Annotated in this window: 19 protein-coding genes; 6 read left to right on the top strand and 13 right to left on the bottom strand. The window is 74.3% G+C overall.

Annotated features, from left to right (window positions below; genetic code table 11):
* Positions 1-47 precede the first annotated feature (47 nt).
* Positions 48-1,037: a universal stress protein gene (locus ACFY93_RS15240; protein ID WP_391358192.1), complete on the top strand. Its 990-nt coding sequence runs from the start codon at positions 48-50 to the stop codon at positions 1,035-1,037.
* Between the two features lie 55 nt (positions 1,038-1,092).
* On the opposite strand, the gene ACFY93_RS15245 is transcribed toward ACFY93_RS15240, so the two are convergent.
* Positions 1,093-2,289, bottom strand: coding sequence for an extracellular solute-binding protein (locus ACFY93_RS15245; RefSeq protein ID WP_391358195.1), 1,197 nt, complete (start codon positions 2,287-2,289; stop codon positions 1,093-1,095).
* A 416-nt stretch (positions 2,290-2,705) separates the two neighbouring features.
* Between ACFY93_RS15245 and ACFY93_RS15250 the strand changes: the two genes are divergently transcribed.
* Positions 2,706-3,563 (top strand): cache domain-containing protein, encoded by an 858-nt coding sequence (locus tag ACFY93_RS15250; RefSeq protein WP_391358197.1) that lies wholly within the window; start codon positions 2,706-2,708, stop codon positions 3,561-3,563.
* Between the two features lie 36 nt (positions 3,564-3,599).
* Here ACFY93_RS15250 and ACFY93_RS15255 read toward each other — a convergent pair whose 3' ends face one another.
* The 4 genes from ACFY93_RS15255 to ACFY93_RS15270 all read right to left on the bottom strand — a co-directional run bounded on the left by ACFY93_RS15255 (position 3,600) and on the right by ACFY93_RS15270 (position 6,782).
* Complete coding sequence (locus ACFY93_RS15255) at positions 3,600-4,319, bottom strand: FAD-binding oxidoreductase (protein WP_391358637.1); 720 nt, start codon at positions 4,317-4,319, stop codon at positions 3,600-3,602.
* A 91-nt stretch (positions 4,320-4,410) separates the two neighbouring features.
* Positions 4,411-5,016, bottom strand: a complete 606-nt coding sequence (locus ACFY93_RS15260) for a molybdopterin-dependent oxidoreductase (RefSeq protein WP_391358199.1) — start codon at positions 5,014-5,016, stop codon at positions 4,411-4,413.
* A gap of 267 nt (positions 5,017-5,283) precedes the next feature.
* Positions 5,284-6,135 carry a hypothetical protein gene (locus tag ACFY93_RS15265; protein ID WP_391358202.1) on the bottom strand — a complete coding sequence of 284 codons (852 nt, stop codon included), beginning with the start codon at positions 6,133-6,135 and terminating at the stop codon, positions 5,284-5,286.
* The gene (locus ACFY93_RS15270; protein WP_391358204.1) at positions 6,132-6,782 is read right to left on the bottom strand and encodes a papain-like cysteine protease family protein; all 651 of its coding nucleotides are present in this window, start codon (positions 6,780-6,782) and stop codon (positions 6,132-6,134) included. Before ACFY93_RS15270 ends, ACFY93_RS15265 begins: the two co-directional genes overlap by 4 nt.
* Before the next feature lie 401 nt (positions 6,783-7,183).
* Between ACFY93_RS15270 and ACFY93_RS15275 the strand changes: the two genes are divergently transcribed.
* From ACFY93_RS15275 to ACFY93_RS15290, 4 genes are all read left to right on the top strand, one after another.
* The gene (locus tag ACFY93_RS15275; RefSeq protein WP_391358639.1) at positions 7,184-8,065 is read left to right on the top strand and encodes a hypothetical protein; all 882 of its coding nucleotides are present in this window, start codon (positions 7,184-7,186) and stop codon (positions 8,063-8,065) included.
* Positions 8,066-8,489: 424 nt separating this feature from the next.
* A complete protein-coding gene (locus ACFY93_RS15280) occupies positions 8,490-9,299 on the top strand; it encodes a putative protein N(5)-glutamine methyltransferase (protein ID WP_391358206.1) in 810 nt (269 codons plus the stop codon).
* 144 nt (positions 9,300-9,443) lie between these two features.
* Positions 9,444-11,459, top strand: coding sequence for an FAD-dependent oxidoreductase (locus ACFY93_RS15285; protein WP_391358208.1), 2,016 nt, complete (start codon positions 9,444-9,446; stop codon positions 11,457-11,459).
* Positions 11,460-11,549: 90 nt separating this feature from the next.
* A complete protein-coding gene (locus ACFY93_RS15290) occupies positions 11,550-12,095 on the top strand; it encodes a helix-turn-helix transcriptional regulator (protein WP_391358210.1) in 546 nt (181 codons plus the stop codon).
* Positions 12,096-12,200: 105 nt separating this feature from the next.
* Here the strand turns inward: ACFY93_RS15290 and ACFY93_RS15295 are convergent, their stop codons facing one another.
* The 8 genes from ACFY93_RS15295 to ACFY93_RS15330 form a co-directional block, all read right to left on the bottom strand.
* A complete protein-coding gene (locus ACFY93_RS15295) occupies positions 12,201-12,740 on the bottom strand; it encodes a hypothetical protein (RefSeq protein WP_391358213.1) in 540 nt (179 codons plus the stop codon).
* A 224-nt stretch (positions 12,741-12,964) separates the two neighbouring features.
* The gene (locus tag ACFY93_RS15300; protein WP_391358216.1) at positions 12,965-13,906 is read right to left on the bottom strand and encodes a LysR substrate-binding domain-containing protein; all 942 of its coding nucleotides are present in this window, start codon (positions 13,904-13,906) and stop codon (positions 12,965-12,967) included.
* 22 nt (positions 13,907-13,928) lie between these two features.
* Positions 13,929-14,975 (bottom strand): fibronectin type III domain-containing protein, encoded by a 1,047-nt coding sequence (locus ACFY93_RS15305; protein ID WP_391358218.1) that lies wholly within the window; start codon positions 14,973-14,975, stop codon positions 13,929-13,931.
* Positions 14,976-15,194: 219 nt separating this feature from the next.
* A complete protein-coding gene (locus tag ACFY93_RS15310; RefSeq protein ID WP_391358221.1) occupies positions 15,195-15,626 on the bottom strand; it encodes a PTS-dependent dihydroxyacetone kinase phosphotransferase subunit DhaM in 432 nt (143 codons plus the stop codon).
* Entirely contained in the window at positions 15,619-16,218 is a 600-nt protein-coding gene (gene dhaL, locus ACFY93_RS15315; RefSeq protein WP_391358224.1) for a dihydroxyacetone kinase subunit DhaL, read from the bottom strand. The genes ACFY93_RS15310 and dhaL overlap by 8 nt, the downstream gene beginning before the upstream one ends.
* A gap of 35 nt (positions 16,219-16,253) precedes the next feature.
* Positions 16,254-17,246, bottom strand: a complete 993-nt coding sequence (gene dhaK / locus ACFY93_RS15320; RefSeq protein ID WP_391358225.1) for a dihydroxyacetone kinase subunit DhaK — start codon at positions 17,244-17,246, stop codon at positions 16,254-16,256.
* 94 nt (positions 17,247-17,340) lie between these two features.
* Positions 17,341-18,606 (bottom strand): amidohydrolase, encoded by a 1,266-nt coding sequence (locus ACFY93_RS15325; RefSeq protein ID WP_391358640.1) that lies wholly within the window; start codon positions 18,604-18,606, stop codon positions 17,341-17,343.
* Positions 18,576-19,217, bottom strand: a complete 642-nt coding sequence (locus ACFY93_RS15330) for an NAD(P)-binding domain-containing protein (protein ID WP_391358228.1) — start codon at positions 19,215-19,217, stop codon at positions 18,576-18,578. The genes ACFY93_RS15325 and ACFY93_RS15330 overlap by 31 nt, the downstream gene beginning before the upstream one ends.
* Positions 19,218-19,314: the final 97 nt, after the last annotated feature.

Genomic DNA, 19,314 nt, shown 5'->3' on the forward strand with positions numbered 1-19,314 from the left:
CGCCACGGACCAGAGTGGAGAGACACGCCTCAGAGGGGAGAGCCGGGATGCGGGAGCATGTGGTGGCCGGTGCCGACGGGTCGGCAGGCAGCCGCGAGGCGGTGGACTGGGCGGCCCGGGAGGCGGCGCTGCGCGGGGTGCCCCTCCTGGTCGTCCACGCCGTGACACCGGCCGGGGACGCGGCCGGAGAACCGGACCGCACCGCGCACCGACTGGCCGGGTGGCACCCGGAGTTGCGGGTCGGCGTCCTGCGCCTCACCGGTGACCCCGTGGCCGGGCTGCTGTCGTCCGCCCGTGCCGGCGACCTCCTGGTCCTCGGCGCCGGCGGCGGTGACGCGGGAGCCGACGGCACGGGCCGGTCCGGCTCCGCCGCCCCGGGCCCGGTGGCCCTCGCGGTCGCCGAACAGGCCGACACCGCCGTGGTGCTGATGCCGGACGGGCGCGCGCGGACGCACGGGGGAGGAGATCCGGCCACCGCGGAAGGCCGCGAAGCGGTGGCGGGGGACGAGGACGGACGGCACGCGAAGGGGTCCGGTGCGGCCGGGTATGTCAGGGACGGCTGGGACACGGGCGGGCCCGCCGCCGGACTCGACCCGTCCGGCGGCCGTCGTGAGATCGCCGTGGGCGTCGACGCCCGCCGCCCCTCGGGCACCGTCGGCCCCGACACGGACCTCGCCCTCGGCTTCGCCTTCGACGAGGCGGCCCGCACCGGTGCCCTGCTGCGCGCGGTGCGCGCCTGGGAACTGCCCGCCGGGGCCGCCGCCCGGTTCCCCTTCGGGCTGCCCGAACAGGACCGGGGTGCATGGGAGGACCAGGAGACGCACGGCCTCATGGACGCCCTGCGCCCGTGGCGCGAGAAGTACCCGGACGTCCCGGTGTGGGAGGACACCGTGCTGCTCGGAGCGGCCGGCGCCCTGGTGCACGCCGCCGGCCGCTCCGCGCTCGTCGTGGTGGGACGCGAGGGCGGGACGCTGGGCCCGGTCGCGCGCGCCCTGGTCGCCGGCGCCGCATGCCCGGTGGCCGTGGTGCCCGGCTGAGTCGCCGGACAGCACGGCCGTGCCCGGCGCGACGGTCACGGGCGTGGTGTCCGGCTCAGCCCTTGATCTCGGTCCAGGCCTCGACCCACTTCGCGTACGGCACGCAGTTCACGTTGGTGCGGCCGTCGAGGCACTGCTCGATGGGCGTGGTCCAGAAGGCGACCTTCTTCCAGTAGTTCTCGTCGGTCGCGTGGAAGTTGTCGCAGAAGGCCGGGTCGCTGGTCTCCTGGCAGGCCTTGATGTTGGAAGGGGCCTCACCGTAGTACTCGGCCACCTCGGCGTTCACCTTCGGCGAGATGATCCAGTCCATCCACTTGTAGGCGCAGTTGGGGTGCTCGGCCTGCGCGGAGAGCATCCAGGTGTCGGACCACCCGGTGGCGCCCTCGAGGGGCAGAACCGCCTCGACCTCGGCACCCTCGCTCTCGGTGAGGTTGGCGATGACCTGCCAGGTGGTGCCGACCACGGAGTCGCCGCTCTTGAAGGCGGAGACCTCCTTCAGATAGTCGCTCCAGTACTCGCCGACATCCCGGTTCTGCCTCTTCAGCAGGTCGACGGCCGCGTCGAACTGGTCCTGGTCGAGCGCGTAGGGGTTCTTGATGTCCAGGCCCGGCTGGGTCTCGCGCAGGTACAGCGCGGCGTCGGCGATGTAGATCGGCGAGTCGTACGCCGTGACCTTGCCCTTGTACTTGGAGGAGTCCTCGAAGACCGCCGACCAGGAGTTGGGGGCCGGTGACACCTTCCGGGTGTTGTACATCAGCAGGTTGGCGCCGCGCCCGTGCGGAATGCCGTACGGCTGGTCGTCCACCGAGTTCCAGGGCTGCCTCTTCAGGCCGAAGAAGACGTCCTCGTAGTTCGGCACCAGATCCGTGTTCACGGGAGCCGCGTCGCCGGAGGCTATGAGACGCAGGGAGGCGTCGCCGGACGCGGAGACGGCGTCGTAGCGGCCCGTCTTCATCAGCTTGACCATCTCGTCGGAGCTGGCGGCGACTTTGGTGTGAACCTGACATCCCGTCTTCTTCTCGAAGCCGCTCACCCAGTCCACCTTGGGGTCGGTGGAACCGTCCTCGACGTATCCGGCCCAGGCGATCAGGTTGACCGCGCCCTCGGTGTCACCCAGCTCGGACTGCATCTCGATGTCGGGCGGGTTGAGACCGCTGGAGGAGGAGTCGGAATCCTCCATTAACCCGCAGGCGGCGACGAGAAGCAGGGAACCGGCGGCGGCCGCCGCCTTGAGTGAGCTGTTGGAACGCAACGGAGATCTCCACGGGAACTGGGCTTGGTGGGGGGCGGAGGAAGGCTGGGAGACGGCGGGGGCAAGTGCGGGGGGACACGCAGGCCGCCCGTACGAGCGGTACCCGGACCGCGAGGACGGCGGCGGGGCGTCCGGCGGTCGGCTCCGCGACGGTGCCACGGAGTCAGAACCGGACGTCACGGATCACGGCGTCCTCGGAAAGGGGCTCCTGGTGCTGCCGGAGGACCAAAGGCCGCGCCCAGCATCGCGTCCGCCGAGAAGGCGGGGTGGCGCCTTCGGGGCGTACGACGTGCCGCACAGCGTACGGAGCAATGTCATCTACAGCAACTGCAGTAAATTTCATGCGAGTTGTGTCCAGGGGGTGAAGACAGGGGGCGAGATGCGGCCCAGCACCCGCGCGTTGTACGGTCGTCGCCATGGTCGACTCCCTGCCGCGGTCCGGTTTACTGCCCGGTCCGGCGCCGAACCCGGATTCCGCCCACGTCAGGGCGACGGCACCCGGGGGGCACGGTCCGGGAGGCGTCGCGACCGCGACGCTCGACGCGCCCGACGAGGCCGTCGCCGCGCAGGTCCGGCGCACTCTGGAGGCGGTGTTCGACACCGTCGCGGACACCCGCGCCGCCACCACCGCCCTGCTCGACCGGATCGCCGCCGGCGGACGCCGCCCGGCGACCGCCGACCTGGCGGCGCTGCGCCCCGGCCTCCACGACCAGCTGCGCAGCCGGGAGCTGGTCTCCGGCGTCGGATTCGTCGCCGCCCCCGGTCTGCTCACCGACGTACCCGCGTGGCTCGAGTGGTGGCAGACCCGCTCCGACGGAGGACTGCGTCCGCTTCTGCTGGACCTCGACCCGGACCGGTCCGCCTACTCCGACTACACGCACTGGGACTGGTTCACGCTGCCCCGCGACACAGGGCAGCGCGCGGTCGCGGGCCCGTACGTCGACTACCTCTGCTCCGACGAGTACAGCCTCACCCTGTCCGCCCCCGTGCACACCGAGGGCCGCTTCGCCGGGGTCGCCGCCGCCGACGTCTACCTGCGCCACTTCGAGACGGCCGTACTGCCCCTGCTCCAGCGGCTGCCCCACCCCGCGCACCTGGTCAACGCCCGTGGCCGCGTGGCGGCCTCGGCCGATCCCGCGCACCTCGCCGGCTCCCTCACCAAGGGCCCCGACTTCGCCGCCGTCCTCCACCGGGCGGCCCCGTCCCACCACGACGGTCTGCGTCTCATCCCCTGCGAGGGCATCCCCCTGGTCCTCGTCCTCGCCGAGCACTGAACGGGGCGGGTACCGGGCGGATCCCGCGGCGCGCGTTCAGCCGAAACGCTCGACGCGGATCCGGTCCACGGGCTGACCGGCCTCGACGAGGAGCCGTGAGGCGTGTTCCGCGAACGCGTTGGAGCCGCACACGTACGCCTCCCAGCCGCCGGCGGGGCGCGCGGCGACCAGCGGAGCCACGTGCGCGGCCGACAGTCGGCCCACGGGCACCCCGGCAGGCGCCTCGCGGGTGAAGACGGGCGTCGTCTCCTCGCCGAACTCCCGTGCGTAGACGAGCTCTTCGGGGCCGCGCGCCGAGACGAGCAGACGCAGCGGCACGGTCAGGCCCCGCGCCCGGTGGTGACGCAGCATGGACATCAGGGGTACGACGCCGGAGCCGCCGCCGACGAGCAGCGCGGGCCGGTCGCCCGACCAGGCGAAGAAGCCGCTGAGCGGACCGCGCACCTCGACCCGGTCGCCGGGTTCGGCCACCGTGTGGAACCAGCCGGAGACCTCGCCTCCGTCGACGTGGTCCAGGGTGAGTTCGATGTGCCCGCTGTCGTCGGGCGCGGACGCGATGGAGTAGTGGCGCTGGGCCGTGTAACCGTCCGCCGCCGTGAGCCGCAGCAGCAGGTGCTGGCCGGGCAGATGACCCGTCCAGCCCGGCACGGCGAGGCGGAACGTGGTCGCGCGGGGGGTCTCCGGGCGGATGCCCGTGACGGTCGCGGTCCGCCAGGTCGAGGCGGCGCGGCTGTCCACCGAAATCCGGCCGGGCACCGCGAACGCCGCCACCGGGCCGGACGCTGTCGTCGCCGCCGGGCCGGGAACGGGGGCCGTGAGGTGCGGCGGGGTCGTGGATGCGGAGGTCTCAGTCACCGGAGTAGCGCTGCTCTTCCCAGGGGTTGCCGCGTGCGTGGTAGCCGTTGCGCTCCCAGAAGCCCGGCTCGTCGTGACCGAGGAGGCGCAGGCCCGCGATCCACTTCACGCTCTTCCAGAAGTACAGGTGCGGCACGATCAGCCGTGCCGGCCCGCCGTGCTCGGCGGGCAGCGGCTCCCCGTCGTACTCCCACACGATCCAGGCGCGCCCGCCGGTCAGGTCGGCCAGCGGCAGATTCGCCGTGTACCCGGTGTGGGAGCGGGCGACGGCGTGTGTGGCGGACGCGTCCGGGCGCGCCCGGTCGAGGAACGCGTCCAGCGAGACACCCCCGAAGCGCACACCGAACTTCGACCAGCCCGTCACGCAGTGGATGTCGCCCTCGTACGCCGAAGCGGGCATCGCGTGCGCCCCGGCCCAGTCCCAGGTGCGCGGGCCGGACACCAGGCCGTCGACCCGGAAGGTCCAGTCGGCGGGGGTCAGCGCGGGGGTGACCTCGGCGGACAGGACGGGCCAGTCGTCGCCCGCGTCGTACTGGCCGGGCGGCAGCCCGGGGTTGTGGACGCGCGGGCGGCCGGTGAAGCCTCGCGTGACGTTCATGACGGTGGTGCCTCCAGGCCGTCCGCGGGCGGCCCGCCGGTTGAATCGGTGCGTACCGGGTCAACGGTACGCGTTGCCGGGGCGGGCGTGCTCCGAGGGGCAGGGTGGTCGGGCGGTGCCGGTGGGGCAGGGGCGTCGGGACGGGTTCCCGGACGGTGCAGTCGTCCGGGAACCCGTCCCGTCCCCCGGCGTGCCGGCGATCCGTGGGGGCCGTCGGCACGCGCTTCCTCGGGGGCGCGGCGGGTCAGGTCACCGCGCCCCCGGGTCTCATCGGCCCCGTGCGAGCCTCCGCCCGGCGAGGACCACGCCGAGAGCGAGCGCGGCGCCGGCGGTGCCGAGGCCGGCCGTCGTGCCGGCGTCGGTGCCGGACTCCCGCCCGGTGTCCGCGGCGGCGGTGGTGGCGGCACGGACGGAGGCCTTGCCGAACCCGCCCGCGTAGCCGTCGCGGTCGTACTGCGAACCGGCCTGCCGGGAGCCGTACGCCTTGTGGACCAGACGCCGGTAACGGGCCACGGTGGTGCCGTGGTCGCCGACCGAGGCCCGCGCCTCCGTGTTGAGCGGCAGCACCCGGTTGCCGCGCAGCACGTACCAGGCGTTGATCTGCGGCTCGCGGAACACCGTGCCGCCGCCGTGCGCCTTGGCGGCGTACGCGGTCTCGTCGGTGCCGCTGGCGATGTTCACCACCTGCCAGCCGTCCTTGGTGCGCATGCTCCACACCGAGGCGGTCCGGCCCGTCGCGGAGACCGCGTCGGTGGCGACGAACGCCGGCTCGGCGACCGGCGCGTCCTTGTGCCCCGCGACGAAGTCGGCGTTCAGGGTGTAGACGGTGGTGGCGTCGCCGGTGAGGCGCGGCGCCTTCCCGGATCCGCCGGACCGCTGCGCGGACGCGGCGGGGGCGCCGTGCCCCGGGGCGTGGGCGAAGAAGTCGGCGAGCACGTCGAGCGTGGTGTCGCTGCCGGCCGCGGCCCGCGCCGCGGCGACCTGGCCGGTGCTGTAGGCGGGCGGCTCGGGGGAGGCGGCGACGGCGGTGGCGGCGCCGCCCAGCACGAGCGCGGTGACGGCGAGCGTCCCGGCGGCGGCCGGGGCGGCCAGCGTACGGATCCTCTTCACGGCGTTCACGCCCCTATTCCGTAGAGCGTGTGCGTCCACGCGAAGTCCGGGTTGTTCGAGTAGTAGCCGTACGTCGACCAGTTGTAGCGGTAGTCGTCTGGCCACGGATCGCCCCAGTACACCCAGCTCCGGGAGGTGTCGTAGCCGTAGAGCACCTCCATGTGGCCCCCCCCGGAGCTCCACTGGATGCGGGTCTGCACCGGGCGGCCCGCGTTGATCTCGTTCTGCAGCCCCGAGTAGGAGAGGCGGCCCTGGATGTAGGAGCCGGGGTTGAGGCCCATCCAGTCGTACGCCCGCTGGTCGTTGGCCAGCGTGGCCTGGTCGTTGGGGCAGCTCGTGTTCTGGCTGTATCCGAACGCCGCGTCGCAGAACGAGTTCTGGCTGTAGTCGTGGCCGTGCCAGGACGCGATGGTGGCGCCGCTGGCCGCCCAGCACCAGTTGGTCCGCTGCTGGGCCTGCATCGTGATGTCCAGCTGCAGGGAGCCGTCGGCGGCCGCCGACGTGGCGGCCGCGGGGCCGGCGGCCGCGGGCCGGGGAGCGGCGGCGGTGGCGGCGCTCGCCGTGGTGAGCGACAGGGCGGTGGCGAGCAGGCAGCCGGCGAGGGCTGTCCCGCGTGTGCGGCGTCGCCGCGGCGGGCGTGGAGCGGTGGAAGACATGGGGCGGTCCTCCCTGGTGAGGGGCCGGTGGGAAGGAGCGCGTCCGGACGCTTGCGGATGAGCATCAGGGAGTGACGGTGCATGGTCAACGTTTGAAATACTGGCCCCGACGCCGATGTGAACGGACGGCGTACGCATGTGAACGGCGGGAGTCCCGCGCTGCTTTTACCGCTGGTAACATCGCGCTCCGCCGGGCCCGGCAGTGGACCGGAAGTGAACGTTCACCCCGCCCGGCGGGTGCGAAGGGCCGAAAGGAGGCCCCCGTGGCGAGAACAGCAGGTGACCGGCCGGAAGCGGAACGTACCGGGCCGGGCGCCGCACCGCAGGCCTCACATGCCTCGCACCTCGCCCACGCCTCCCACGCCTCGCAGGGCGCGGCGGAGGCGCGGCTCGCCGAGGCGCTGCGCACCGGCCCGTTCCCGGTGGCGCTGCGCGCCGCGCTGGCCGCCCGCGGGCTGGCGCTGCACCGGGTGCGGCACCGGCTGGCGCAGCGCGGTGTCACGGTCGGCGTCACCAGCCTGAGCTACTGGCAGCGCGGCCTGCGCCGTCCGGACCGCCCGGAGTCGCTGCGCGCCGTGACCGCGCTGGAGGAGGTGCTGGAGCTGCCGGAGCACGCCCTGACCCGGCTGCTCGGGCCGCGCGCGGCCGCCGAGCACCCGGCGGCGCGGCCGCTGCGGATGCTGGTCGGCGCGAGGTCGGCGCTCGAAGGGCTGCTCGCCGAGCTGGAGGCGCCCCGGGACGGCGGTCTGCACACCGTTCTGCAGTGCGAGCGGGTGGAGATCGACGGTGAGCGGCGCCTCGCCGCCCGCGAGGCCCAGCACGCGGTGCGGGCGCACCGGGACGGGGTGGACCGCTATCTGGCGATCCACTGCGGAGAGTCCGGCTGCGACACCGGGCGGGTACGGGTGGCGGGCCTGGAGAACTGCAGGATCGGACGGGTGCGGCGGGCGCCGGAGGCCGGACTGGTCGTCGCGGAGCTGCTGCTGGACGCACGGCTGGCGGTGGGCGACACGGCGGTGCTGCGCTACCGCTTCGAGGACGGCACGGGCGAGCCGAGCCGTGAGTACCACCGGGGCTTCACGTACGGGGGCGGGGGATACGTGCTGCAGGTCGCCTTCGACCGGTCGGCGCTGCCGGTGCGGTGCCGGCGGTTCGGCCGGCCCTCCGTGCAGGCGCCCTGGGAGTTCGCTGCGGAGCTGACACTGAACGCGCACGGCACGGTGCACCTCGTGGAACCGGAGATCCATCCTGGACTCGTGGGCGTGGCGTGGGACTGGGAGTGACCGTGTCCCCGGCGCCTTGCCAGGGCCCCGCCGCGCGTCCCCGGGCGACCGCCCGCCGGAGGACGCGCGGTCGCCGGGCGGCCGTCCCCCGGGGCGCCGAGCGGGTGGCCGGCGCCCCGGCCGGGTGTGCCCCTACCCGAGCCGTGGACGCGGCAACTCACGTACGTCTGGAGCGAGTTCACCGACTGCGCCGGTCGGGGCGGTCGGCGCACCCGATGCCCACGGCGTGGCCGGTCGTGTGACGCGCTCCTGTACAGTGACCGTTCCGGCCGTGGACGTACCCGGTCGAGCAGTCGCCGAGGAGGTGGGACCCATCACCGCTGTGTCAGATCGGGTGCTTCCCCCTTGTCGAGGCAGTGCGGCTCACCGCCCGTAGGTGACCGTGGGAGCGCCCTTCGGCTTCTCGAAAGGCTCCCCGCCCTCCATGCCTTCCTTCGTTCCCCCGGTCCCTTCCGCCTCCCCCGAGGCCGTCGTCGCCGCGCTCCGCTCCGCGGGCTGTGTCTTCGCCGAGGACGAGGCGGAGCTGATCCTCTCCACCGCCCGCACCCCCGGCGAAGCCGCCGCCATGGTGGAACGGCGCGCCGGGGGACTGCCGCTCGAACACGTCCTGGGCTGGGCCCGGTTCCGCGGTCTGCGCGTCGCCGTGGAAACGGGCGTGTTCGTGCCCCGCCGTCGTACCGAGTTCCTCGTCGAGCAGGCGGTCGCCCTGGCGCGGGGCGCCTCGGTCGTCGTGGACCTGTGCTGCGGGTCGGGCGCGGTCGGCGCGGCCCTCGCCACGGCCCTGGCCACCGGTGCCGGCCGCCCCGTGCTGCACGCCGCCGACATCGACCCCACCGCGGTCCGCTGCGCCCGCCGCAACGTGGCACCCCTCGGCGGCCGGGTCCACGAGGGCGACCTCTACGCGGCCCTGCCCGGCGCGCTGCGCGGACGCGTCGACGTCCTGACCGCCAACGTGCCCTATGTCCCCACCGGCGAGGTCGGCCTGCTGCCCCCGGAGGCCCGCGACCACGAACCGCTCGTCGCCCTCGACGGAGGAGCGGACGGCCTGGACGTCCTGCGGCGCGTCGCGGCAGGGGCGTCCCCCTGGCTGGCCCCCGGCGGCCATCTCCTCGTCGAGACCAGCGAACGCCAGGTGGACCGGGCGCTGGCGGCCTTCACCGCCGGCGGCCTGGACGCGCGTGCGGTCACCTCGGACGAGCTGTACGCCACCGTCGTGATCGGCACCAAGGGGTAGCCGCTGCCCGGCGTCCAGGGGCCGGCCGAGCCCGGCCCCGGCGTTGCCTGCCTCACATCGGCCCCTTCCGTTTATGCAACTAGTTGCACAAGGCGCGAGCCGTCGTCTACAACAGAGACCACGACACCGCGTACGGAGGGGCCGATGAGCCGTTACCCGCACCTGCTGAGCCCGCTCGACCTGGGCTTCACCACCCTGCCCAACCGCGTGATCATGGGCTCCATGCACGTCGGCCTCGAGGAGGCCGATCGCGGGTTCGAGCGCATGGCGGAGTTCTACGCCGCCCGGGCCCGCGGCGGCGTGGGCCTCATCGTCACCGGCGGCATCGCCCCGAACGAGGCGGGGCGACCCTACGAGGGCGGCGCCAAGCTGACCACCGAGGCGGAGGCCGGACAGCACGCCGTGGTCACCGCCGCGGTGCACCGCGAGGGCGGCAGGATCGCGATGCAGATCCTGCACTTCGGCCGGTACGCCTACCACCAGGACCTGGTCGCGCCGAGCGCCCTGCAGGCGCCGATCAGCCCCTTCGCGCCGCACGCGCTCACCGACGCCGAGGTCGAGCAGACCATCGACGACTACGTGCGCGCGGCCCTGCTGGCCCGCGAGGCCGGCTACGACGGCGTCGAGATCATGGGCTCCGAGGGCTACCTCGTCAACGAGTTCATCGCGACCCACACCAACCGGCGCGAGGACCGCTGGGGCGGCTCGTACGAGAACCGCACCCGCTTCCCCCTCGAGATCGTCCGCCGGGTGCGCGAGGCGGTCGGCGAGGACTTCGTCATCATCTACCGGCTGTCGATGCTCGACCTGGTGCCCGGCGGATCGACCCTCGACGAGGTGATCACGCTCGCCAGGGCCGTGGAGGCCGCCGGAGCCACGATCATCAACACCGGCATCGGCTGGCACGAGGCGCGCATCCCCACCATCGCGACCTCCGTCCCGCGCGGCGCGTACGCCTGGGTGACCAAGAAGGTCATGGGCGCGGTCTCCGTCCCGCTGGTGACGACCAACCGCATCAACACCCCCGAACTCGCGGAGCGGTTGCTCGCCGAGGGCCACGCCGACATGATCTCCCTGGCGCGGCCGATGCTCGCCGACCCCGACTTCGTGGCCAAGGCCGAGGCCGGGCGCCCCGAGGCCATCAACACCTGCATCGGCTGCAACCAGGCCTGCCTGGACCACACCTTCAGCGGCAAGATCACCTCCTGCCTGGTCAACCCGCGGGCCTGCCACGAGACGGAACTCGTCCTCGCTCCGACCCGGCTGCGCAAGCGCGTCGCCGTGGTGGGCGCCGGGCCCGCCGGACTCGCCTGCGCCGTCCACGCCGCCGAGCGCGGCCACGACGTCACGCTCTACGACGCGGCCGACGCCATCGGCGGCCAGCTCAACGTGGCCCGCCGGGTTCCCGGCAAGCAGGAGTTCGACGAGACGATCCGCTACTTCCGCACCCAGCTCCGCGACCACGGGGTCGATGTCCGGCTGAACACCCGCGTCACCGCGGCGGACGTCGCCGGATACGACGAGGTGGTCGTCGCCACCGGCGTCAGCCCGCGCGTCCCCGAGATCCCCGGCACCGACCACCCCACCGTCGTCGGCTACCTCGACGTCCTGCGCGGCACCGCCACCGTCGGCGAGCGCGTCGCCGTCCTCGGCGCGGGCGGCATCGGCTTCGACGTCGCCGAGTTCCTGACCGACGGCGGTGACAAGGCGAGCGAGGACCCTGCCACGTACTTCCGGCACTGGGGCGTCGACATGGACTACCGGGCGCCCGGCGGACTCGCCGCGCCCGAACGGCCCGCGCCCCCGCGCACCGTCCACCTCCTGCAGCGCAAGACGTCCAAGGTGGGCGCCGGGCTCGGCAAGACCACCGGCTGGATCCACCGCGCCGAACTCAAGCACCGCGGCGTCACCATGATCCCCGGAGTGCGCTACGACCGGATCGACGACGCGGGCCTCCACATCACCGTCGAGGGGGTCTCCCAGGTGCTCGAGGTCGACACCGTCGTCCTGTGCACAGGACAGGACCCGTGCCGCGACCTGTACGAGGAACTGCGCGCGGCGGGCCGCGAGGCGCACCTCATCGGGGGCGCCGACGTCGCCGCCGAACTCGACGCCAAGCGCGCCGTCAAGCAGGGCACCGAACTCGCGGCTGCGCTGTAGAAAATCCGCCGGGGCCGTCGTCGGGAGCCGTCGTCCGGAGCCGGGTGACGGCTCCGGACGACGGCTTCGGCGCCTCCCTAGGATGACTCCATGTCACTCCCGCACGCGATCCTCACCGCCCTGCTCGAGAAGCCGTCGTCGGGGCTCGAACTGACCCGCCGCTTCGACAAGTCGATCGGCTACTTCTGGTCGGCGACGCATCAGCAGATCTATCGCGAGCTGGGGAAACTCGAGGGCGAGGGGTACATCCGGGCGCTCGCGGACCAGCAGCCGGCCCGGGGGCAGAAGAAGAGCTACGAGGTGCTGCCCGCGGGCCGTGCCGAGCTGGCCCGCTGGACCTCCGCGTCCCAGGACCCCAAGCCGATGCGCGACACCATGCTGCTGCGGCTGCGCGCCTCGGCCGTGGTCGGCACCTCCGGCGTCGAGGCCGACCTGCGCCGCCATCTGGAGCTGCACCGGCGGCAGCTGGCGGAGTACGAGGCGATCGAGGAGCGGGACTTCCCGCCCGGCAGGGACACGGCGCCGAGCCGCCTCCAGCACCTGGTGCTGCGCGCCGGGATCGACCTGGAGACCTTCTGGACCCAGTGGCTCACCCACGCGCTGGAGGAGTTCGCGCACCTGCCCGCGGACGAGTAGCCGCCGCGCGCACGCCCACCGCCCGCACGCGCGGCGGCGGCCCGGCCGGAGTCGGTGCGGTCAGGGGCGGTGCGGTCAGAGGCGGCGCGGTCAGAGGCGGCGCGGTCAGGGGCGGTGCGGCTTCGTGCGGCGGCGCAGGAACCAGGCCGTCGCCAGGGCGCCCGCCGCGACCAGGGCGCCACCGCCCGCGAGGGTGACGGTCCCGTAGTCCCTGCTGGCTCCGCCGAGCCCGCCCATGACACCGCGCGAGGGCGAGGCCGACGGGGAGGGGGAGCGGGAGGGGGCCGGACTGGAGACCACGATGGACTGGGTGCCGGCGGTCGTCCCGTTCTGGCAGACCACGATGACGGTGTACGTGCCGGGGCTCACGCCCGACCAGGCGGCGGACTGGGTGGCGCTCGTCCCCGAGAGCGCCGCCTGGCGCCCCTGGGCGAAGCTCGTCTGTCCGCTGGAGAGCAGCGAGGCGTTGCCGAAGCTGCTGCCGTTGCTCGGGCAGGCGCTGGTGGTGACCGAGACGGTGGATCCGCTGGTGCTCACCGAGATCCCCGACGTCCGCGCGGCGGCCGAGGGCGACAGGGTCAGCGGCAGCGCGGCGGCCGCGGCCGCGGTCAGGCCGGTGCGGAGAAGTATCTGAGTGGTACGCATGTGGCTGCCCTCCGGCGGCACGGTCGGCGGGACGTCCGATGTGCCGCCAGGGGTCGGGTGGGCCCGTGCTGCCTCAGGGGAAGCCAACGTGTCCCGCGGCGGGCCCGCACCCGGAGGGCACCCGGCCAGGTGACGGACTCCGTCGTCCGGCGGACGCCCGCCCGTGATCCGCGCCCGTGCCCCGCGCTCGTGCCCGGCCGCTCACCGTGCGCCCCGTCCGCCGCTCACCAGGTGCGCCCCGCCCGCAGCAGCTCCTCCCGTACGAGGTCCGCGTGCGGGTGGTCGCGGCCGCCGGGACGCCGGACGAGATACGAGGTGTTGATCGGCGGGTCCTCGGGCGACAGCAGCGCGACCAGGGCGCCGGAGGCGAGTTCGTCCGCGCACAGATAGCGGGGGAGGACCGTGACGCCCGCGCCGGCGGCCACCGCCGCCAGCACGCCCCGCAGGTCCGGGACGGTGACCGCGGCCGGCCCGGTCAGCCGGGTGCCGAAGACGTGCCGCCAGTAGCGGCGGGCGATGGGCAGATCCTCGGCGTACGTCACCAGCGGCACCCCGCGCAGGGCGGCGGGCCCCTCCTCGGCCGGCCGTCCGAGGCCGATGCGACCGGCCCAGCCTGGAGAGGCGACGAGCACGAACTCCTCGTCGCTCAGCGGCTCGGAGAGCAGGGACCGGCCGCGCGGCCGGGTCGTGGCGATCACCAGGTCGAACCGGCCGCCGAGCAGCCCGTCGAGGAGGTCGTCGGTGAGCCCCGTGGCGATCCGCAGCCGCACGCCCCGCTCGGTGAGCGGCGCAAGCGCGGGCAGCGCCCGGGTGCACAGCAGCTCCGCCGGTCCGGCCACGCGGACCGGGGCCGGCGGCTCGCCCTCGCCGGACGAGCCGTGGCCGGCCACCTCGGCGAGGGCGTCCAGTGGCGCGGCGACCCGCTCGGCCAGCTCGTCCGCGGCCGGCGTGGGCAGCACGCCGCGCGGCACCCGCCAGAACAGCTCGCTGCCCAGCCGCTCCTCCAGGGCGCGCATCTGCGTCGTCACCGTCGGCTGTGACAGTCCCAGCAGCCGGGCGCCCCCGGTGAACGAGCCCGCGCGGTGCACCGCGAGGAAGGTGCGCAGCAGTGTCAGGTCGAGCGGCGCCGCCGGGGAGGCGGTCCCATCGGTGTTCCTATGGTGCATGCCGCGCATCCTAGAGGTGCGGCTATGACTCCGCCGGACGGTCCCGTCGCCCGGTAGTGACCGTCCGCTCCGCCGAGAACGCCCCCCAGGTGCCGTCCGGGAGCCTCGCCCGCAGCCGCACCCGGTGGGTGACCCCGGACTCGCGCCCGGTGTAGAAGCTGTACGTGGCCCGGCCCCGGGGAGCCTTGCCGCCCCACATCAGAGAGGTGGCCGGCCGCCCGTCCAGGCGGATCTGGTACTCCGTGATCACCCCGTCGGCGCGCGGAGGGTCCCAGGACAGGTCGAGGTAGTAGGCGCCGTCCGCCCGGTGGCTCCCCGCGCGGAAACCGGTGGGGGCCGTCGGTGCCGTGCCGCGGCCGCCGTCGGCGTCGCGCGGGGTGGTGAGCCGGACGGCCGCGCTCGCCCGGGAGACGTTGTCCGCCGCGTCCCGGGCCCGCACGGTGAAGGAGTAGCGGGTACCTGGGCGCAGCCCGGTGACCACGGCCGCTGTCTGCGCGCCGCCCACGCTGTGGATCTTCGTCCCGCCCTGGAGGATGTCGTACGAGGCCACGCCGAGGTCGTCCGTCGAACGCCCCCAGGACAGCTGGACCGCCCTGCTCCCGGCCGCCCGCGCGTGCGGCCGGCCCGGGCGGGTCGGCGCCGCGCCGTCGGCCGCGACCGCGGCGGGCGTGGTGGCGCGCACCGGTCCGCCCGCGGGCCCGAGGTCCCCGTCCGCGTTCCGGGCCCGGACGGTGAAGGTGTAGCGGGTGGACGGCCGCAGGCCGGTGACGTCCACCATGTGCTCCGCGCCGGGGACCCGGGCGACCCGGGTGGTGCCGCGGTACACCTCGTATCCCGTGATTCCGGCGTCGCCGCCGGGCCGGTTCCACATGACGTGGACCGTGGTCGCGCTGCCCGCCGCGGCCGTGACGCCCGCCGGGGCAGGGGGTGGCCGTCCGCCGCGCCCGTCGTCCTGCCCGCCCGGTCCGCAGGCCGCCAGGGCGAGCAGCGAGCCGCAGCACACCCCGACGAGTACACGTCGCACGGCACAGCCTCCCCACGCCGGGATTGGTCTGTACCTGTATGCCATGTCCGGGGAACCGCAGCAAGGGGGAGCCCCTCGCATGGCCGCCGGGCGGCTCCGTATGCTGGTGGCCGACGCGGCATGAACTCGCCGTGCGCGCACACGAGTTCATGCCGACGGCGCGGACCCGCTGTCGTCGCTGATCCCGCGCCGGGCAGGGCGGTCGGGTGGCCGGGGCCGACTCGGCCCGGACCATCCGACCGCGTGGCCCGTCGGACCGCCGCGTCACTCCTTCCGGTACGCGTACGCCTCCGCCGCGGCGGACCGCACCGCCGCGAGGTCCGCGCCCGCCGACGCCGTGACCGTCGCGGCGACGGCGCCCTCCACGAAGGGGGCGTCCACCAGCACGGTGTTCGCGGGCAGTTCGCCGCCCTCCGCGAGCAGCGCCTTCACCGTCAGGACGGCGCTGCCCAGGTCCATCAGCACGGCGACCCCGGCGCCCCGGTCCACCGAGGCGGCCGCCGCCGAGATCAGCTCGGAACTCGTACCGAGGCCGCCGTCCTCGGTACCGCCCGCCGCTGCCACCGGTGCCGTCGTGCCGCCGCCCGCGAGTCCCCTCGCCAGCTCGGCCACCGAGGTGGCGACGGCGGCGCTGTGGGAGACGAGGACGATCCCGACCAGCCCTTCCGTGCCGGTCCGCTCCGCGCCGTCACTCATCGGCGGCCTCCACGAGAGCCGCGACGAGCAGCGCCGCCGACGTGGCACCGGGGTCCTGGTGCCCGACGCTGCGCTCGCCCAGATAGCTGGCCCTGCCCTTGCGGGCCCGCAGCGGCGTCGTCGCGATCGCGCCCTCCTCGGCGGCGGCGGCCGCCGCCGCGAACGACTCGCCCAGGGTGTCCACGGCCGGCACCAGCGCGTCGATCATGGTCTTGTCCCCGGGCGCCGCCCCGCCGAGCTGTCGCACGGCGTCCACCCCGGCGCGCAGCGCGTCCGCGAACTGCTGTTCACCGACCTCGGCCGCGTCCCCGAGCGCCTTGCCGGTGCGGCGCAGCAGGGTCCCGTACAGCGGCCCGGACGCGCCGCCGACCGTCGAGATCAGCTGCCGCCCCGCGAGCGTGAGCACGGCACCCGGTGATTCCGGCGCCTCCTTCTCCAGCGTGGCCACCACGGCGTTGAACCCGCGCTGCAGGTTGCTTCCGTGGTCGGCGTCGCCGATCGGCGAGTCCAGGTCGGTCAGGCGGTCCGCCTCCCGGTCCACGGACCGGGCGGCCACCGTCATCCAACGGCGGAAGAAATCGGTGTCGAGCACAGAATCTCCTTGCGTGGTACGTGCGTTGATTCCGCTCACATGCCCCAGCGCAGACCCGCCGTCCGCACCGGCGCGTCCCACAGCCGCAGCAGCTCCTCGTCGGCCTGGCACAGCGTCACCGAGGCGCCCGCCATGTCCAGGGAGGTGACGTAGTTGCCGACGAGCGTGCGGGCGACCGGCACGCCGCGCTCGGTCAGGACCCGCTGCACCTCCGCGTTGAAGCCGTACAGCTCCAGCAGCGGCGTCGCACCCATGCCGTTGACCAGGACGAGGACGGGGTTGCGCGGGTTCAGGTCCTCCAGGATCGCGTGCACCGAGAAGTCGGCGATCTCCCGCGAGGTCATCATGGCCCGGCGCTCGCGGCCCGGCTCGCCGTGGATGCCGACGCCCAACTCCAGCTCTCCCGGCGGGAGGTCGAAGGTGGGGCTGCCCTTCGCCGGTGTGGCGCAGGCGCTCAGGGCGACCCCGAAGCTGCGCGAGCTCTCGTTGACCTGCCGGGCCAGCGCCTCGACGCGCTCCAGCGGCGCGCCCTCCTCGGCGGCGGCCCCGGCGATCTTCTCCACGAACAGCGTCGCGCCCGTGCCCCGCCGGCCCGCCGTGTACAGGCTGTCGGTGACGGCCACGTCGTCGTCGATGAGGACCTTCGCGATCCGGACGCCCTCGTCCTCGGCGAGCTCCGCCGCCATGTCGAAGTTCAGCACGTCACCGGTGTAGTTCTTCACCACGAACAGCACCCCGGCCCCGCTGTCCACGGCGGCTGCCGCGCGCACCATCTGGTCCGGCACCGGGGAGGTGAAGACCTCTCCCGGACAGGCCGCGGACAGCATTCCCGGGCCCACGAAACCGCCGTGCAGCGGTTCGTGCCCCGATCCGCCGCCGGACACCAGCCCGACCTTCCCGGCGACCGGCGCGTCCCGCCGCACGATCACCCGGTTCTCCACGTCCACCGTCAGCTCCGGATGGGCGGCGGCCATACCCCGCAGCGCGTCCGCGACCACCGTCTCCGCGACGTTGATGAGCATCTTCATGGGTACCTCCTGGTGAGCGTGGCAGGCATCCCCGCCAGTATCGGCCGTGCGGCGGCGAAGGTCACGTGGTCGGGGGCGCTCCCGCCGCGCCGCCTCACCGTCCCGCCCCCTCCGGCTTCCCGAGCCGGGTGAGCGCCGCGGTGACCAGGGCACGTACCCCGGTGTCGAGGGTGGGCCGGAGGACCGGGGCGAAGCGGGGGCTGTGGTTGACGGGGACGTCCTGCGACACCGTGCCGCGCCGCAGGGCGTCCCGGTAGGTGTCCGGGTCGGCGCAGCCGACGGCCCAGTAGGTGTACGGGATGCCGAAGGCGTCCGGGATCCGGCTGAAGTCCTCGCTGGAGCTCTGCAGTTCGGCCGTGCCCGCGTCCTTCCCGAAGACCTCCCGGAAGGCCGCGGAGACCTCGGCCGTCACCGCCTCGTCGTTGACGGTCGGCGGGAAGCGGGTGCCCTCCTCGAACTCCGGCTCGCGCGGCGCCCCCGAGGCCGCGCACTCGGCACCGACGATGCGCCGTACGGCGGCCAGGACGGTCCGGCGGGTCCCCTCGTCGTACGAGCGCACGTTCACCAGCAGTTCGGCGGAGTCCGGGATGACGTTGCTGCTCGTGCCGGCCCGGACGGAGCCCACCGTGAGCACCGCGGGCCGGGTCGCGGCCAGCTCGCGCGAGACGACGGTCTGGAGCCGTACGACGATCATCGCGGCCATCACCACGGGGTCGACGGCGGCCTGCGGTGCCGACCCGTGGGCGCCCCTGCCGTGGACGGTGATCCGCAGATTGTCCGCCGCGGAGAGGAAGGACCCGGCGCGGGTGCCGACCCATCCGGCGGGATAGGGCAGCACGTGCTGGGCGAAGGCGACGTCCGGGCGGGGCACCCGGCCGGTGAGCCCGTCGCCGAGCATCCGGTCGGCGCCGTCCCCGGGTTCCTCGCCGGGCTGGAACAGGGCCAGCAGGGTGCCCTGCCACGGACCGCGGGCCCGCGCCATCAGCTCCGCCGCCCCCAGCAGGCAGGTGACGTGCATGTCGTGGCCGCAGGCGTGCGCCACGGGCACCTGCCGGCCGGAGGAGTCGGCGGCCTCGGCCGTGCTCGCGTACGGCAGACCGGTCTCCTCGCGCACCGGGAGGGCGTCGCGGGTGATGCCGCCGCCCAGGCCGGAGACGATGCCGATGGCCAGGAAGCCGAACAGGTCCAGACGCCGGTCGCGGGCCAGGACCCCACCGAGCGTGCCGTTGACGAACACCCCGCTCAGGTCCAGCACACGGGTCACCTCGTTCACGTTCTCCGGCGCCAGCGGGCCCGTCACCGGCGCACGCCTCCGTGCTCCTCCCCTTCCTAGGGGAGGAGGGTGACGGCGCTCGACCAGCCGAGGCCCAGGCGTTCCTGGGACGCCATGTGGAGGAACTGGAAGCCCTCCAGCTCCCGTGCCCGGCGCAGCGGCCCGACGTCGAGGGGGCGCATGCCTCCCGAGGTGACGAGGGCGCACACGGTCTCCTTGGCGGCCTCGTCGTCACCCGCGACGAAGACGTCCAGGGGCCGTCCGGCGACGACGCCCGTGACGAGCGGCCCGGCGAAGGTGGTGTTGAAGGCCTTGACGACGCGCGCCTGCGGTACGGCGGCCGCGATCTCCTCGGCCGCCGAGGTGCCCGGCGGTACGACCAGTGAGTCGAACGTGGCGAAGTCCACGGGGTTGCAGATGTCGACGACGACCGTGCCGGACAGCGCGGAGCCGAGGGAACCGGCCACCTCGCGCCCGGCGGGATGGGGCAGAGCGAGCACCACGACGTCCGCGGCGGCGGCCCCGTCCGCGTCGCACGCCCGCGCGTCAGCCCCGTCCACCGCCTCGGACAGGGCGCCGGCCAGTTCCTCCGCCCTGCCGGGGTTGCGGTCGTGCACCCGCAGGGAGTGACCGCCCGAAAGGACGCGTGTGCCGATGCCCCTGGCCATGTTCCCCGCGCCGACGATGCCGATGATCACTGTCGCTCCAGGATAAGGTGAAGGCCCCTCTCCACCCTCACACCCCCGGCTGTCCTCCGCCATCGGAGGTGGCCGGCCGGCCACGGGGCGCGGGCGA

This window comes from Streptomyces sp. NPDC008313, assembly GCF_042956125.1.
In the GTDB taxonomy this organism is placed as follows: domain Bacteria; phylum Actinomycetota; class Actinomycetes; order Streptomycetales; family Streptomycetaceae; genus Streptomyces.

What these genes read in the sequence shown, in the direction of transcription:
- ACFY93_RS15240 (WP_391358192.1), top strand. Translation starts at nt 48, where the DNA reads ATGCGGGAGCATGTGGTGGCCGGTGCCGACGGGTCGGCAGGCAGCCGC.
- ACFY93_RS15250 (WP_391358197.1), top strand. Translation starts at nt 2,706, where the DNA reads ATGGTCGACTCCCTGCCGCGGTCCGGTTTACTGCCCGGTCCGGCGCCG.
- ACFY93_RS15260 (WP_391358199.1), bottom strand. Translation starts at nt 5,016, where the DNA reads ATGAACGTCACGCGAGGCTTCACCGGCCGCCCGCGCGTCCACAACCCC.
- ACFY93_RS15270 (WP_391358204.1), bottom strand. Translation starts at nt 6,782, where the DNA reads ATGTCTTCCACCGCTCCACGCCCGCCGCGGCGACGCCGCACACGCGGG.
- ACFY93_RS15280 (WP_391358206.1), top strand. Translation starts at nt 8,490, where the DNA reads ATGCCTTCCTTCGTTCCCCCGGTCCCTTCCGCCTCCCCCGAGGCCGTC.
- ACFY93_RS15285 (WP_391358208.1), top strand. Translation starts at nt 9,444, where the DNA reads ATGAGCCGTTACCCGCACCTGCTGAGCCCGCTCGACCTGGGCTTCACC.
- ACFY93_RS15290 (WP_391358210.1), top strand. Translation starts at nt 11,550, where the DNA reads ATGTCACTCCCGCACGCGATCCTCACCGCCCTGCTCGAGAAGCCGTCG.
- ACFY93_RS15295 (WP_391358213.1), bottom strand. Translation starts at nt 12,740, where the DNA reads ATGCGTACCACTCAGATACTTCTCCGCACCGGCCTGACCGCGGCCGCG.
- ACFY93_RS15300 (WP_391358216.1), bottom strand. Translation starts at nt 13,906, where the DNA reads ATGCACCATAGGAACACCGATGGGACCGCCTCCCCGGCGGCGCCGCTC.
- ACFY93_RS15305 (WP_391358218.1), bottom strand. Translation starts at nt 14,975, where the DNA reads ATGGCATACAGGTACAGACCAATCCCGGCGTGGGGAGGCTGTGCCGTG.
- ACFY93_RS15310 (WP_391358221.1), bottom strand. Translation starts at nt 15,626, where the DNA reads ATGAGTGACGGCGCGGAGCGGACCGGCACGGAAGGGCTGGTCGGGATC.
- dhaK (WP_391358225.1), bottom strand. Translation starts at nt 17,246, where the DNA reads ATGAAGATGCTCATCAACGTCGCGGAGACGGTGGTCGCGGACGCGCTG.